Origin of the sequence: Pseudoalteromonas sp. AS84 (assembly GCF_038900255.1) — a bacterium.
Classification (GTDB): domain Bacteria; phylum Pseudomonadota; class Gammaproteobacteria; order Enterobacterales; family Alteromonadaceae; genus Pseudoalteromonas.
Genome location: NZ_JBBMQY010000004.1, coordinates 159,380 through 173,679, shown reverse-complemented (window position 1 = coordinate 173,679; position 14,300 = coordinate 159,380). Strand labels below are relative to the sequence as shown.

Below are 14,300 nucleotides of genomic sequence, written 5' to 3'. Positions count from 1 at the left end.
ATTTGTTTTTTGTTTTATTCATTCATATAAAGCGTAGGGATGGCACGTGCCAGTTAAAGTATCGTATTTTTTAATGGTTCTTATATGGTCTACTACACCACTGGGTATAGTGTGGAGTAGTGACACCGTATCGCCAACACTTGCAGTGTTAATGCGGATGCTGGTGGGGCTATTTTTAGGCGGGTTAATTGTTGCTATTACAAATATTAGAGTGCCTTGGAGCAAAAATGCATGCTTACTTTATTTTTATTCGAGTATAGGTATTTTTGGCGGTATGTTGTTGAGCTATATGGCAGCTAAAACAGTCCCTTCGGGTATTATTTCGCTTATGTTTGGCCTTGCACCTATTTTGTCGGGGTTGCTTGCTCAGCAATTATTAAATGAACCTAAATTTAGCCCGATTAAATTAGTTGCGTTAGCGTGCGCCTTAATTGGCTTATATTTCGTTAGTTATAACCAAGTACAAAACTCGCAAACTCAAGGGCTCGGGTTACTTTATGTGTTTATGGCTGTCTGCTTTTTTAGTTTAAGTGGTGTGATGATCAAGCGCGTGAAAATTGCGATTCATCCTATGGCAACAACATTTGGCGCATTGGTTTTTGTAACCCCACTCTTTTTTATTGCTTGGTGGTTATTAGATGGTGAATTGCATATACAAAACTGGAGTGCAAAATCATTGTGGGCTATTGGTTATCTAGGAATATTTGGATCTTTAGTAGGGGCTTTGGCGTATTTTCATGTGCTGCAAAACCTAAATGCAAGCACGGTATCACTTACTACACTTATAACTCCTAGCTTTGCGTTAGGCTTGGGGGCTTGGCTAAATAATGAGTCATTAAGCCAAGAACTAATAATTGGTGCGGTTATTATTTTAATTAGTCTAGGTTTTTTCCAATTTGGTGATAAGTTTTTAAAGCGAAAGAAAGTAAACACAAATTAGCTTTACTACATTTTCTCTATTTGAATAATTAAACGACGGTTTTTGTCTCGGCTTAAAATGTTATCGTTATTATCAACAAAGCGTTTTTCGCCCAAACCGGTTGTTTGTACTTTGGCTTCATCAACACCCAAGCTCACCATATAATCTTTTATAGTTTTGGCGCGCTTGCGCGATAAATCTAAGTTATTCCAGCGTCCGCCATAACTATCTGTGTATGAGTCAATACTAATGGACTCTATGCTTGCATCATTTTTTAAATACTCAGCAATCTTATCAAGACGCTGTTGCGAGGATTTAGTTAATTTACTGCTGTTAGATTGATAGTTCATTACAGTAAACGAAATATCTTCAAAGCTGTAAGGGAGTAGCTCATCACGGCATTGTAAAAAAGCCCAGTAAGCTTGTTTAAAGTTTACGCTCGATATACCAACGGCAATTTTATCGGCACTGTTTTGCCAGTCTTGATAATAAAAAGTAGGGTAGTAGCCTTTTTCAAGCTCGGTAAGCATTTCCCATGCGGTTTTATTGCCTAGCTCGCCATCAAACTTTTTAAGTAATTTCATATTTGCAATATCGCGAGCGGGCAACCCTGCACGCCATGTAGGTGGCACTGCTTTTAAACCTGCAATTGCGTAGTTATCTGGGCGTACAACCATATCTAAATTAAATGTTAAGTTTTTATTTTTACTTGCAGAAGCTTTAAATATAGCTTCACCGTAATAAGGAACCTCATGATTTAATTGGCATTGTAAGCGCGTTGTTTTAACTACTTCCCAGTTGGAGTTGTCTTGGGTTGCTGTGTATTGGCGCATAGCAGCTTGCGAGTGAGTACTGTAAAGCACTGCACTTATACTAAGGCTAATAAATAACAACTTATACTTCATGGTGCTCTCCAGCTATCCGGGAATGCCAATAATTTGGCAAATTTACGACTGCAATGATTAGTTTGTTCTCTACGTAACTAACTTATAAGTTAAAGCAAGTTATGTGCCTACAATTTTAAAGCAATAAATACTTAAATCCCCTAGCCTAGGGGGCATCAATTTTGACATAATAGTCAGCTTACACGTATAAACAAAGAAGACTATGGCAAATACTGAGCAAACACCTTTCGCAAAACGCTTTCGTGGATTTTTTCCTGTTGTTATTGATGTTGAAACTGCAGGTTTTAACAAAGAAACAGATGCCTTGTTAGAAATAGCAGCCTCTGTTTTAAAAATGGATGACGAAGGACTGCTCAGCATAGATCATACTGTTCATTTTCATGTTCAGCCATTCGAAGGCGCTAATATAGAGCAAGCAGCCATCGACTTTAACGGTATAGACCCGTTTTCACCATTACGTGGCGCAGTACCTGAAGACGAAGTCATTAAAGAAATATGTAAAGTAGTACGCAAAGCGCAAAAGGCTGCTGGGTGCCAACGTTCAGTTATTGTGGCACATAATGCCGCATTCGATCATGGCTTTTTAAATGCAGCAATAGAGCGTAATAACATTAAGCGTACGCCATTTCACCCGTTTGTAAGCTTTGATACAACATCTTTAGCGGGTTTAGCGTTAGGGCAAACTGTATTAGCAAAAGCATGTAGAGCGGCTGGTATCGAGTTTGATAACAGCCAAGCGCACTCAGCGCTTTACGACACAGAACGTACAGCTGAGCTTTATTGTTTAATAGTAAACCGCTGGCAGCAATTAGGTGGTTGGCCATTAGCGCCGCTAGATGATGGCGACGCTGATGCCGAAGTTGACACTGAAACAAAAAATGACGAAGAAACTAAAACGTCTGAGTAATTTTACCCTCAGTTAGCTTAACTAGGTGGGGCGGGTAAATACGCGAAAATTGTTTAGAATCTTTCGCTATTTTAAGTTCCACACCAGGGTGCATTAATTCATTTACTTTTAAACGACTACTGGCAAGTAATTGCACTATTTTTTGCTTAATAAGTAGTTTTTGACGATGAATATGCGCAGAGCGTATTTTTATATGCTTTTCATTTTCAGTTATTTTATTCATGAATTGCTGGCGCTGAGCAGCACTCGCAATTTTACTCGCTTTTTCACGAGCCTGTTGTAAAGCGGTTACTTTAGTCGCAAGTACTTTTTCAAAATCGGTGATTTGTATTTGCTTTTGGCGAAGCTCAAACCAGAGTTGTGCTAAAAATACGCGTGTTTTAGTACCGGCTGGCGCGCCTAGCTCACCTGTTTCAATGCGCATAGCATCTAAAATATTACCGCCAATAATTTTACCTCGCGGGTCATTTGCTTTGCCTACACGTATTAATCGCCTAGCACTCAAATCACAATGCAGAGCTTGGCGTTCAATAAATAAATCTTGTTCGGATTTAATATTGCAGTACTGGGCATAACCAATCGAAATAGTTCGCTGAGCGGTTATAGAGCATGTAAATGCTTCCTCGCCTTCACGTTTTCGGCCAATTGCGCCAAGCATAATGGTTACCGCACTTTTACTTTCAACAGTTCCTGATTCTACAAAACCAAGTACCGTAATATCACCATTGGCTTTTACACGCATACCGTCTTTAATATCACCAGTAATAATTACGCTACCATCAAAATCAACATGGCCTGTACTTACATCTACGTTATCAAAGCATAAAACGTCATCTACACGCATACCACGGGGTAGGGCAACGGGCACACCTTTGCAGTCGGCAATAAGCATATTAGGATTATTAGGATCTACTTTTGTACCTTCGAAAGGCTGGAGTTGGTGATCTTTACCTGGTTTTGCACTAATTGAATCGCCAAATACCGTATAGCCTTCTTCTCCAGGGGTAGCTGCAATACGCTGCATTAAGGGAGTGCCAGGTTTTACGGTGATAATAGCGCCAAGGTTTTTCATATCAACCTTACCGCCTTCTTTAGCTTGTGGGCTGAGTACTCGGTCTTGGGCTGTTGAGCATAAACGCACAAATTTAGCATCGCGGCCCTCTTTAGGGTTGCGCCCATGTGCAATTATGGCACTGTAAGAGCTTCCTGCTGGTTGCTCAAACTGCTGGCCTAAAAAGGTATCAAGCGCACGAGGACTTATTCCTTTTTTAATACCTGCACCAGCAAGTGCTTTTTGCGCGCCTTCCATAGACAAAAGTGCGCCACCTTTAGCGGTAGTTAATGTTGCTTCTGCGACCATGTTTTTTTCATCAATATTAATGACAATTGAAGCATCTACAGCTCTAGCAACGACAAGCGATACTTCCTGATAATTTTTAGTTGGCGCAAAAAGCTTTCCAATATTGGCAATAACAGCTTCGTACTCACTAAACTCAGATTGCTCTAGCATTTGCGTTAACTGAGTACTTGTAACAGGAAAACCACTATCAATAGGGTGACTTTCTAAAGAGACAAACCCTGTACTTTTATCAAATGAAAAAACCGACATTTATTAATTCCCTACTCTATGCCTGTTATTATTTTTATTTTTTACAACTAAAGGTTTAGAAATAGCAAAAACCTTAACTCCTCATTTGAACACAGGTTAAACACATTGTTAAGTAAATGTTTATATAGGCTTGCATAAACTAAATTTTGGTTACTTAACACGCGATTGGCACATACAATTAAAATAAAGCGTTACTAGGCCTTGAGTATCAGTACTTTACTCAGTTATACTGTTTGCACGCTCTGAATTGAGTTACTAATTCAGGGGCTGATTAGGATTCGACGGAATTCAAGAAGCCCAAGGTGCATGTCGAGGTGCGGTTTGCCTCGTTAAACAGCCGCAACCTAAAGTAATCGCAAACGACGATAACTACTCTCTAGCAGCTTAGGCTGGCTAGCGCTCCTTCCATGTATTCTTGTGGACTGGATTTTGGAGTGTCACCCTAACACCTGATCGCGACGGAAACCCTGGCCGGGGTTGAAGCGTTAAAATTAAGCGGCCTCGCCTTTATTTACCGTGTTTGTCCGGGACTTAAAGGTTAATTAAATGACAATACTAAACATGTAGTACCGACGGTCGAGGCTTTTCGGACGGGGGTTCAAATCCCCCCAGCTCCACCAATAAAGGTTTTTGAACTCGTTATTCGAAAACCATAAGAAACCCGCAAATTTGTTAATCCAAATTTGCGGGTTTTTTTATGGAATTTATAAAATAAAGTTTAAGTATTTCTAATTGCGCGTAACTTCATTTTTATCGCAATTATAAAAATACTGAATAACGACAGCATACTTATTAACAACGTTAGATTAAGTATAGGGTTACTTGGCTCGTAGGTAGCGACAGGAGAGTTGTTTATAGTTTGCGAGTTTTGATGTTGCCTAATATAGCTTTGGCTGATCCAATCTACCGCGTTTATCCATTGTACTTTGGCGGGGTCAGTATTATTGAGCATCCCTATTGCGTGCTTATCGTTATCTAAGCTTTTTGAAAGTTGTATCAGTTGCTGCCAAAATTCATTTTTAGGGCCTAGGTCGTCTATCTCTTGCAGGTGCTGTTGTAATTTGTCACCCCCCATCGTTTTTATATCAGCTTGCCCGGTACTTTGCGCGTAGCTATTTATTAGCGATGAAAAGCGTCTAAAGTACTCATTACTTTTTTGCTGTGTAGGGTTAGCTGTTCGCTCGTTTGTTACTTTTTGTGCTGGTTGATTTAGGCTATTTTGATCAATCAAATATTGTTTATAATTTTGGTAACTTAAGTTGTTTGTAGTTCCGTTATTTAGAATGCCAAAGTTGTTTTTCAGTGCATTAACACTGATCACTACGCCTATTAAGGTAATAATACAAAGTGCGCTATAGCAAAAGTACAATGCGCTTTTTAAAGTGTTACGCAGTAGTTTATATTTATTATAACTTTGCTTAATAGCGGCAGCTGTATTTGGGGCTTTGCCCGTATCTAGGCGTTCACTTTGTACTGAGATACTTTTGCCTTCAGTACTTTCACTAATGTGTTTATCTGTATTTTTACTGTGCTCAGTGAGTGCTATTTGATTATTTTGAGATTGAGAGATTACAGTAATTAGTTGAGGTTCTACTTTAGTAATCAAACCTAGCTTTTTAAGTGAGGATTCTGTTTTAACAGCATCAATACTCGATAAGTCTTTTTTTAAAGCGTAAGCTTTTCCATCAAATAACTGAACAACAATATTATGAGGAATATTAAGAAGTTGGCTGAGTTGTTCTTGGGCAGAGGTAAGGTCAGTATTTTGATATAACTGACCATTAAAAACAATTTTAAATGTGGCGCTCACGTTGGTACCTTGCTTGTGTAATTCCATTTTTGGAATTTTATTTTTATTATTTGATACACAAAGTTAATTTAACAGATAAAGGTGATGCTTTCTAATAATTTGTAATTAAAAAAGCCTTAACAAACAGCGTTAAGGCTTTGGCGTGTAGCTGTTATTTTACTTTATAGTTTAGCGAGTGATTTAACTGATTGCTTTTGAGCACTTGCTGGTTGGGTTGCTTTGTCTATTAATGTTTCAAGTGGCTTATTTCGAACGCACATAAGTACTTTGTTCATTGCTTGGCATGTGCCTGTCGCTTTTTTATCATGGCTTGTGTAGCTGCAATCTTCGTTAATGGCTTTTGCTTCACATGCTTCCCAAGGCGCGTTTGAACCGTGGCCTGCATGACTTAGCGCTGAACATGAGGTAGCAAGTAAAAAGCCAGTGGTTAGTGCTTTTATTACGTTAAATATTTTCATTAGTATCTCAGTTAATTATTTAGCCAGAATGCGACTTATCTTGCGGTAGCACCTTTAAAGCAACCAATAAACATGTTTTCAGATACATCGGCTGCGTGGTAGTGGTAACCGCGTGTATCGTCGGTGTGGCCTCTACATTCGTCTAAATCAGTGGGTTCTAATCCATCTTCGTTTAGCATGCCAAATATACCAAATCCATCGAGTGCATAACCCATCATGGCGGCATGACCGTCTGATTGAATTTGTGTTTGGCTACAACCTGCTTCACCGTGGTAGTGATAACCTGCTACTAAGTTAATATGCCCAGCGCAATCATCAAAAGCGGCAATAGTGTATGCGCCTAAAATAGCATCAACAGGGGCGGGTGCAGCAAGTACAACACCATTGAGAGCAACACCCACATTGGCGTTACCAATACTGCTATTTTGAGTGGTTGCAACAGGCGTTATTGGAATTAAAAATGACTCTGATATACCGCCATCCACATAATCAATAGAGCATTCTACGCAGTGGTTTTGGTATTGTTCTTCTACGTTTGGGCGTGCAGCGCCATCACACGATTCTTGTGTGTCGGTTACATTTACAAGGCCTGTACCTTCGTCGTATAGCTGCCAATGACTATCGTTATATAATGTTGGTAGATTTAAAATAAAGTCACCGGTTATATCGTAAACCTCACCGGTGCCATCAAACCAAATACCAGCTTCGTCAGCTGTTGACGTGATATTTCGAGGGCAAAATACACCAATCTCGTAATTTGAAGGCGCACCTGCTATATCAATTTTATAGCATGAGGCTTCATCGCCGTTACTTAGCGTACATGTTTGAGTGGTAATTGATGAAATGAGCGCATCGCTTTCAAAGTTAAAAGGGTCGACTTCTACAACAAAATCAGTTGAAGTATCTGTTGTAGTTCCCTCATCGGTGGTTGTTTCAGTTACAACTGTACTTTCAGCATCGCTACCGTTACAGGCGGCTAAACTCAGTGTGAGTATACACACTGCAAGTGGTGTTAAAATTGGTGTGTTAAATCTTTTCATCAAAAATATCCGGTAATGAAGTTGAATGTATAATATTTGTTAAATGTGCAAACAAAGTGCAAAAACAACGCAACATAGTACATAGCCTGAGATAGAGGCTGATAAAGTGGCTATAAATGTGTGTAGTACCTTTTTTATTATTTAAATACTGCGACTTATAAGTATTTAAATAGGCAATGGAGTTTTATGGATTTTTTATTTCCCGACAGCATGTCTTTATTTTTGTTTTTATTGTTAATGATCACCGCTGGCTTTACTTCTTTTATATCTGCTGCATTTGGTGCTGGTGGCGGATTAATGCTGCTTGTTGTTATGGCGTCGTTTATGCCTATGGCAGTTGTTGTGCCAGTGCATGGTTTAGTACAGCTTGGCTCTAATGCAAATAGACTTTTACTCAGCTTTAAGCATATTGATAAAAGCATGTTTGTATATTTTGCGTTAGGCGGCTTAGTAGGGGCGGGGTTATCAAGTTTTGTAATTGATGATATATCGCTTGATGCCATGAAGTTAGTGGTCGCTATTTTTGTTATTTACTTACTGTGGGGTAAAAAGCCACCTATAAAATTAACCTCTAAGGTGTGGCGTATGGTCGCCGGTGGAATAACTACTTTTATTTCTATGTTTGTCGGGGCAAGTGGACCATTAGTTGGTAGCTGTTTATATATAAATAATTACGAAAAGTTAAAATTTACGGCAACGTTTTCGAGCATTATGAGTGTGCAGCATTTATTAAAAGCGATAATTTATGGCGCTGTTGGTTTTAGTTTTTGGCAATGGATACCGCTTGTAATCGCTATGGTAATAAGTGGCGCTGTAGGAACTTGGTCAGGAATTAAATTACTTAAAAGTATGTCTGGGGATAAATTTAAGCGTATTTTTAGAGTCGTTTTAACGTTATTAACCCTGCAACTTGGTTGGCAAGGTGTAAAAGTATTACTCCACTAGTAAAAGTGGAGTAATCGTCGTTAAATAATAACGTTTATTTTACAGCAGCTTTAATTGGCTTGTCGCCGTCGAACAACTTAAAAATGCGGTTACTAATAAATGAGTTGGTCGCAATATGTAATAATGCATTGGCTACATTTTCGCGGCTAATTTTAGCTTCTGAACGATCGCTTGGTTGCTGCGTAGTTACTTGCATTGAAGCGCTATCGTCAGTCAAAGTACCTGGGCGAACAATGGTATAATTTAAACCACTATTTATTAGGTGCTCATCAGCCATGTGCTTAGCAACTAAGTAAGGTTTTAAATCACCTTGAATCGAATCTGGATCGTCAGCACCAATTGAACTGACCATAATAAAGTGGTTAACGCCGTGCTCTTTAGCGAATGTAGCTGCTTTTGTTGCAGCCCATAAATCAATGAGTACAGTTTTATCATCGCCTGTACTTCCACCAGAACCAGCAGCAAAAATCACTTGGTCACAGCCTTTCATTGCATCACCAAAATCGCCTTCAAGATCTTGCTCAACAATAGTTAAAAAAGAGCTGTTTAAATCGCTTAGCTTATTTTTGTCGCGCACTAATGCCACAACATTTTGCTCATTTTCTAAAAGTAGCTCAGTTGTCATTTTACCTATTTGTCCGCTTGCGCCAATAATTAGGGTCTTACTCATAATTAACTCCTTCCAATAAATAGTAAAAGTAATGTGCTTACAAACAGACCTTGGGGTAGGGGATTATTTTTAAAGGGTAAAAAAGAGTTTAAATGAGCTAATTTCAAAAAATACTTTAATTAAAGTGCGATGCTTAACTGAGTATTAAAATTAGCTGCTCTGGGAGTGTTTTTTTAGACCTTTTTATTCAACCATTATACTCACCTCGGTCACATAACTACGGCGGTATAGACTAATACGTACTTTACGTTCTTGGTAATTATAAAACAAAGTGCGATATGTATTATTGCCATTTATTTTTAAAGGTTCCCCCAATTTTTGCTGATAAAAGCGAGTGATATCAGAAATTGAATCCGTTAAATAACCAGTGCGTACCATTGGGTATTCGCTTGCTACGTCCATCGTTGTAACAAATTCTTCAGGAAGTGGGATTTCAGTGACGTTTTGGCTGAGTGCGTTAAACGATTGAGTGCATAGCAATATTATTAAAAATGCTAAAGTTTTCATTAGAGTCCTTTGAGTAATAAATTCCTTTTATTGGTACTTATTTTACCTCAATAAGCACCGATGTCATTTAAATTTTATTACGAATTAAATCTCGCACTATAAACCGTGCAGGGTGAATCGCTTGGCTTACACGTTCGCTTAATGGGCGGGGTTCGTTATTTAAACAGCTTACGAGGTGGTCTGCACTTAACGGTGCGCTACACAACGCGCGTGCGCCAAAACCGGTAAAAATGTGCAGGCCTTGTTGTGGTTTATTAAGTTGCTCATATTGGTAGCGTTTACCTAAACGTAGATTAGCAAAAGCCATTATATAATCACTTTGCTCGCACCATTGCCCTGCCATTGGCAGGTGATCTATAAATGTGCAGCGAACAGCCGCTTTTGCCGAGGTTATATTGCCGAGGGTGGAGGCAAATTCACTTTGCTTATAAAAGCTAAGTAGTTGCTCTTGGTTTAATTGGTTGTCGATCGCTGTAACTTGGCGGCTTTTAGTGTTTTTTTCAAACGTGGCACCCATACAGTGATGATCTAAATAAGCCGGTGTAAAATATCCTTTATGGCATAGCACTGTTTTAAGTTTGCGTGATTGCTCACTTGCCTCAATATGTGAAACCTGACCGCGTACGCCCACTATAGGTAGCGCTTTTGTTTGCTCAAATGCATCGCTGTGCTCACCTGCACAAATAACTACATCGCTAAACGGGCCTAATTGCTCATCATTCGTTAATAAAAACCAACCGCTATCAGTTTTTTTAAGCTGCTTTATATTGCAGTTAAATACGCTTTTGAATGGGGTTATGCTATTTGCAGCGCTTAGCATAGCGTTTACTAATTGCGGCGGGTTAACCCAGCCGCCTTGTTCAAAATACACACCTGAATAACCTGTCGTTACGCCGGCTATTTCATCGCCTTGCTCTGCGGTTACGTTACGCATTAGCTGCGTTGGCCACAGTTGCTTTTGTGCTAAGTTTTCGTGCTTATCAGCTAGAGGTTTTTTCACTGCGTGTTGTAATACGCCGCACCAATCATAATCAAAACTAAAACCACTGCTAAGTAAGTTGTTATATAGGCGTTTGGCGTATAAAAAGCTATGTGCAAACAATTCACTGTGCGGCGAGTTTTTAGCCTGTAGGTGAGGGTAAATAGCGCCTTGCACATTGTGCGATGCCCCCATTGCAGGCTTTTCATCTTGGCAGAATAAGTGGCTGGTTATGCCTCGTTTAGCCAAGCTGTATAAAATACAGCTACTGGCAATACCACCGCCAATGACCGCTACGTTTTTTAAAGTGCTGCTATCTTGATTAAAATAAACGGGGGGTGATTGAGCGTTATTAACATGTTTAAGTTGGCCAATAAGCATATCTTCTCTTTGATTAAAATCTTTGGCTTTTTTAGTGCTAAAGCCAGCCTCTATTAATCCTCGTTGAACAAAGTCAGCGGCAGTAAAAGTCGATAAGGTTGCATTAGCTCTTGATATATCAGCCATGGAGTTAAATAAACTTTGCTGCCACATATCAGGATTTTTACTTGGCTCAAGCCCATTTAAATACCAAGCATCAACAATACCTGTTTGTGGATAGCTCATTGCTTTTATTGATTCAAGCGCATCACCAAAGTATAAATCGAGAACAACACTGCCATTATTAAATTCGAGCCGGTGGCATCCTTCTAAATTAATTGGGTAGTTTACTGTTAATTGCTTACTAAAATAACTTAAGGTAGGCCAAGCGGTTAATGCTTTTTTTAAGTCAGTTAATGTTAAGGGATACTTTTCAAACGAAATATAGTGTAGGCGTTTTACGCTTTTTTCACATTCATTTTGAACTTGCATCCGCTCAAGGTGGTCTTTAAAGCGTTGCCACGTATTTAAAAAGTTTAAACCGGTGCCAAAATCGGTTTCGGCAATAACAAAATGTGATTGGTCATGATTTTGTAATCGTGCATCTATATTATTTTGCTCATAGTACACACAATTCGATTGAGCTAAGTCATCGTCATTAGAAAAATAAATATCACCGGAGTTATTAGTCAAAGGTGTACCTAAATTATTAATGTGACTATGTGCGTTTTTAATCATATTTTTTAAATTTATAGATATATTTTTAATTATTTTACGGGTTTTCTTTGTAATAGTCTGGCGTTATTTATAAGCTAGCAGTTCAGAGTACAAGTGTACGCTAGAAAGCTGACCACTTAGGTGATTAAATTCGCGTAAAATAGAATGCAATTAAGTATTAAGCTAAGGGAATTACCCATGAGAAGAGCTGTAATTACAGGTATCGGTGTTGTATCAAGCATTGGTAACAACAAAGAAGAAGTATTAGAATCGTTAAAAACGGGCAAAAGCGGTATCGCTTTTAACCAAGAATTTGCCGATTATAAGTTACGTAGTAACGTATCGGGTAAAATTGATATTGACGTTAAAGCACATGTTGACCGCAAAGCAATGCGCTTTATGGGCGATGCTGCTGCATATTCTTATATTTCGATGACTCAAGCAATTGAAGACTCAGGTTTGTCTGACGACCAGGTATCAAATGAGCGCACGGGTATTATTGTTGGTTCTGGTGGTGGTTCGTCGAAATGGCAGGTAGAAGCGGCTGATATTTTACGTGAAAAAGGCGTAAAACGTGTAGGGCCTTATATGGTGCCACGCACTATGGCGAGCACTACATCGGCTTGTTTAGCAACACCCTTTAAAATTAAAGGTGTTAACTATTCAATTAGCTCTGCATGTGCAACATCTGCACATTGTATTGGTAATGCAGTAGAGCAAATTCAATTAGGTAAGCAAGATGTTGTTTTTGCTGGTGGCGGTGAAGAACTGCACTGGACATTGGCAATGGAATTTGACGCTATGGGCGCACTTTCTACTAAGTATAATGAAACACCAGAAAAAGCATCTCGTACATACGATGCAAATCGCGATGGTTTTGTTATATCTGGCGGCGGCGGTATTGTTGTAGTTGAAGAACTTGAACATGCACTTGCACGTGGCGCGCATATTTACGCTGAAATTGTTGGCTACGGTGCAACATCAGATGGCTACGACATGGTTGCTCCATCTGGCGAAGGTGCAGCACGTTGTATGCGCCAAGCTATGCAAGATGTAGACAGTATTGATTACTTAAATACGCACGGCACATCAACGCCTGTAGGCGATGTTAAAGAGCTAGGTGCGATTCAAGAAGTGTTTGGTGGTAAGTCACCAATGATCAGCGCAACTAAAGCAATGACGGGTCATGCTCTCGGTGCTGCAGGTGTTCACGAAGCTATCTTCTCATTATTGATGCTAGAGCACAGCTTTGTAGCGCCTTCAATTAATATTGATGAGCTAGATGAGCAAGCGACAGGTTTAGATATTATTACTGAACGTCGTGATGTTGAGTTAAATACTGTAATGTCTAATAGCTTTGGCTTTGGTGGCACAAACGCGACTTTAGTTATGAGTAAGTACAAAGGTTAATTTGAGCTTATAAGCCCCAAATATGTAAACACATATTTAGGGCTAAATAGCTTAAAACAAAAAAGGAAAGCCGAGGCTTTCCTTTTTTATTATCGAAAGTTAAATTAACCTTCGTTATGTTCTTTACGCGCTTGCTCAATTTCGTCAGCAATTTCTTGCGCTTTCTGCTTAGTTTTTTCAGTTAACTCGCCAGCAGTTTCTTTGCTTTTAATCCATGCATCAACTGCAATCTCTTTGCCGTCGTCGTACATGTCTAAGCCCATTGCTTTACTTTGCTCTAATAGCTCGTTTAAAGACTCATCATTTTTAAGATCGTTAGTTGTCTCTTTAACGTCGTTCCATGCATCACCAAGCTTTTCTTGCATTTGTGCGCTTTTATCTTTTGCATCTTCTTTTACTTCGTTGGCATCTTCACAACCAGTTAATGTAATTAAAGTGCCTAATAAAGCTAAACCTGCTAATTTATTCATGTGCTATCTCCTTTAGAGACTGATAATTAATTCGAGGCAGACTATACAACAATGAAAATGAACGCCCCCGTAACAAAACGATTAAATTTTAAATTAATGAGTGAGCACGATTGGCCTCAATTATTTGAACTCGACCAAGACCCCGCCGTAATGCAGTATTTAACGCGAGGTGTGCCTACCTCTTTAGAGCAAATAAAAAATGAGGGAGTGCCTCGTATGCTCGCATATCGAAATGAGTTAAAAGGCTGGGGGCTATGGAGTATCACTATAAAGCAAAGCAATACATTTATTGGCTGGGTATTAATAAGGCCTATGGATTTCTTTAGTAATGCACCAAATTATAGCGATATTGAAATAGGTTGGCGCTTTAAAAAAGCGAGTTGGGGGCATGGTTATGCAACCGAGGCGGCTTTAGCATTATGTGATGAACTTATTAAGCAAGATGACGTTAAGGCGATAAGCGCAACCGCACTAAAAGATAATACAGCGTCTATAACAATAATGAAAAAGTTAGGCCTGCAATTTATAAAAAATTATACACATTCAGATGAGCAAGGCGACTTACCCGCGATGCTTTATTCAAAAAACGTTTGA

The 14,300-nt window shown here is 39.1% G+C and carries 14 protein-coding genes and 1 other RNA gene; 6 read left to right on the top strand and 9 right to left on the bottom strand.

The features are described from left to right. Positions 1 to 46: 46 nt before the first annotated feature. Entirely contained in the window at positions 47 to 940 is an 894-nt protein-coding gene (locus WNY79_RS06545; RefSeq protein ID WP_182195387.1) for a DMT family transporter, read from the top strand. A gap of 5 nt (positions 941 to 945) precedes the next feature. Here the strand turns inward: WNY79_RS06545 and WNY79_RS06540 are convergent, their stop codons facing one another. Beyond that, a complete protein-coding gene (locus tag WNY79_RS06540) occupies positions 946 to 1,824 on the bottom strand; it encodes an OmpA family protein (protein ID WP_007581990.1) in 879 nt (292 codons plus the stop codon). Positions 1,825 to 2,026: 202 nt separating this feature from the next. On the opposite strand from WNY79_RS06540, the gene rnt reads away from it, so the two are divergent. Continuing rightward, complete coding sequence (gene rnt, locus WNY79_RS06535; protein ID WP_024598424.1) at positions 2,027 to 2,731, top strand: ribonuclease T; 705 nt, start codon at positions 2,027 to 2,029, stop codon at positions 2,729 to 2,731. On the opposite strand, the gene WNY79_RS06530 is transcribed toward rnt, so the two are convergent. Beyond that, the gene (locus WNY79_RS06530) at positions 2,715 to 4,340 is read right to left on the bottom strand and encodes a FapA family protein (protein ID WP_342875427.1); all 1,626 of its coding nucleotides are present in this window, start codon (positions 4,338 to 4,340) and stop codon (positions 2,715 to 2,717) included. The genes rnt and WNY79_RS06530 overlap by 17 nt on opposite strands. A gap of 263 nt (positions 4,341 to 4,603) precedes the next feature. On the opposite strand from WNY79_RS06530, the gene ssrA reads away from it, so the two are divergent. Beyond that, positions 4,604 to 4,960: a transfer-messenger RNA gene (ssrA, locus tag WNY79_RS06525) on the top strand. A gap of 98 nt (positions 4,961 to 5,058) precedes the next feature. On the opposite strand, the gene WNY79_RS06520 is transcribed toward ssrA, so the two are convergent. The 3 genes from WNY79_RS06520 to WNY79_RS06510 form a co-directional block, all read right to left on the bottom strand. Next, positions 5,059 to 6,150 (bottom strand): hypothetical protein, encoded by a 1,092-nt coding sequence (locus WNY79_RS06520; RefSeq protein WP_342875426.1) that lies wholly within the window; start codon positions 6,148 to 6,150, stop codon positions 5,059 to 5,061. A gap of 161 nt (positions 6,151 to 6,311) precedes the next feature. Further along, entirely contained in the window at positions 6,312 to 6,608 is a 297-nt protein-coding gene (locus WNY79_RS06515; protein ID WP_076925481.1) for a hypothetical protein, read from the bottom strand. Between the two features lie 35 nt (positions 6,609 to 6,643). After that, positions 6,644 to 7,648 carry a YHYH protein gene (locus WNY79_RS06510; RefSeq protein WP_076925482.1) on the bottom strand — a complete coding sequence of 335 codons (1,005 nt, stop codon included), beginning with the start codon at positions 7,646 to 7,648 and terminating at the stop codon, positions 6,644 to 6,646. A 186-nt stretch (positions 7,649 to 7,834) separates the two neighbouring features. Between WNY79_RS06510 and WNY79_RS06505 the strand changes: the two genes are divergently transcribed. After that, positions 7,835 to 8,593 (top strand): sulfite exporter TauE/SafE family protein, encoded by a 759-nt coding sequence (locus WNY79_RS06505; RefSeq protein WP_342875425.1) that lies wholly within the window; start codon positions 7,835 to 7,837, stop codon positions 8,591 to 8,593. 34 nt (positions 8,594 to 8,627) lie between these two features. Here WNY79_RS06505 and WNY79_RS06500 read toward each other — a convergent pair whose 3' ends face one another. From WNY79_RS06500 to mnmC, 3 genes are all read right to left on the bottom strand, one after another. Next, positions 8,628 to 9,263 carry an NAD(P)-binding oxidoreductase gene (locus WNY79_RS06500; protein WP_007581997.1) on the bottom strand — a complete coding sequence of 212 codons (636 nt, stop codon included), beginning with the start codon at positions 9,261 to 9,263 and terminating at the stop codon, positions 8,628 to 8,630. A gap of 183 nt (positions 9,264 to 9,446) precedes the next feature. Further along, positions 9,447 to 9,770, bottom strand: coding sequence for a hypothetical protein (locus tag WNY79_RS06495; protein WP_342875424.1), 324 nt, complete (start codon positions 9,768 to 9,770; stop codon positions 9,447 to 9,449). 67 nt (positions 9,771 to 9,837) lie between these two features. Next, positions 9,838 to 11,847 (bottom strand): bifunctional tRNA (5-methylaminomethyl-2-thiouridine)(34)-methyltransferase MnmD/FAD-dependent 5-carboxymethylaminomethyl-2-thiouridine(34) oxidoreductase MnmC, encoded by a 2,010-nt coding sequence (gene mnmC / locus WNY79_RS06490; protein ID WP_342875423.1) that lies wholly within the window; start codon positions 11,845 to 11,847, stop codon positions 9,838 to 9,840. A gap of 177 nt (positions 11,848 to 12,024) precedes the next feature. On the opposite strand from mnmC, the gene fabB reads away from it, so the two are divergent. Next, positions 12,025 to 13,236, top strand: a complete 1,212-nt coding sequence (gene fabB, locus WNY79_RS06485) for a beta-ketoacyl-ACP synthase I (RefSeq protein ID WP_004335606.1) — start codon at positions 12,025 to 12,027, stop codon at positions 13,234 to 13,236. A 104-nt stretch (positions 13,237 to 13,340) separates the two neighbouring features. On the opposite strand, the gene WNY79_RS06480 is transcribed toward fabB, so the two are convergent. After that, complete coding sequence (locus WNY79_RS06480; RefSeq protein WP_024598416.1) at positions 13,341 to 13,706, bottom strand: hypothetical protein; 366 nt, start codon at positions 13,704 to 13,706, stop codon at positions 13,341 to 13,343. Between the two features lie 51 nt (positions 13,707 to 13,757). Between WNY79_RS06480 and WNY79_RS06475 the strand changes: the two genes are divergently transcribed. Then, the gene (locus WNY79_RS06475) at positions 13,758 to 14,300 is read left to right on the top strand and encodes a GNAT family N-acetyltransferase (RefSeq protein ID WP_342875422.1); all 543 of its coding nucleotides are present in this window, start codon (positions 13,758 to 13,760) and stop codon (positions 14,298 to 14,300) included.

Bases quoted from the DNA above. Each gene is read 5' to 3' on its own strand.
- WNY79_RS06540 (WP_007581990.1), bottom strand. From the start codon at position 1,824: ATGAAGTATAAGTTGTTATTTATTAGCCTTAGTATAAGTGCAGTGCTT.
- rnt (WP_024598424.1), top strand. From the start codon at position 2,027: ATGGCAAATACTGAGCAAACACCTTTCGCAAAACGCTTTCGTGGATTT.
- WNY79_RS06530 (WP_342875427.1), bottom strand. From the start codon at position 4,340: ATGTCGGTTTTTTCATTTGATAAAAGTACAGGGTTTGTCTCTTTAGAA.
- WNY79_RS06515 (WP_076925481.1), bottom strand. From the start codon at position 6,608: ATGAAAATATTTAACGTAATAAAAGCACTAACCACTGGCTTTTTACTT.
- WNY79_RS06510 (WP_076925482.1), bottom strand. From the start codon at position 7,648: ATGAAAAGATTTAACACACCAATTTTAACACCACTTGCAGTGTGTATA.
- WNY79_RS06505 (WP_342875425.1), top strand. From the start codon at position 7,835: ATGGATTTTTTATTTCCCGACAGCATGTCTTTATTTTTGTTTTTATTG.
- WNY79_RS06500 (WP_007581997.1), bottom strand. From the start codon at position 9,263: ATGAGTAAGACCCTAATTATTGGCGCAAGCGGACAAATAGGTAAAATG.
- WNY79_RS06495 (WP_342875424.1), bottom strand. From the start codon at position 9,770: ATGAAAACTTTAGCATTTTTAATAATATTGCTATGCACTCAATCGTTT.
- mnmC (WP_342875423.1), bottom strand. From the start codon at position 11,847: ATGATTAAAAACGCACATAGTCACATTAATAATTTAGGTACACCTTTG.
- fabB (WP_004335606.1), top strand. From the start codon at position 12,025: ATGAGAAGAGCTGTAATTACAGGTATCGGTGTTGTATCAAGCATTGGT.
- WNY79_RS06480 (WP_024598416.1), bottom strand. From the start codon at position 13,706: ATGAATAAATTAGCAGGTTTAGCTTTATTAGGCACTTTAATTACATTA.
- WNY79_RS06475 (WP_342875422.1), top strand. From the start codon at position 13,758: ATGAAAATGAACGCCCCCGTAACAAAACGATTAAATTTTAAATTAATG.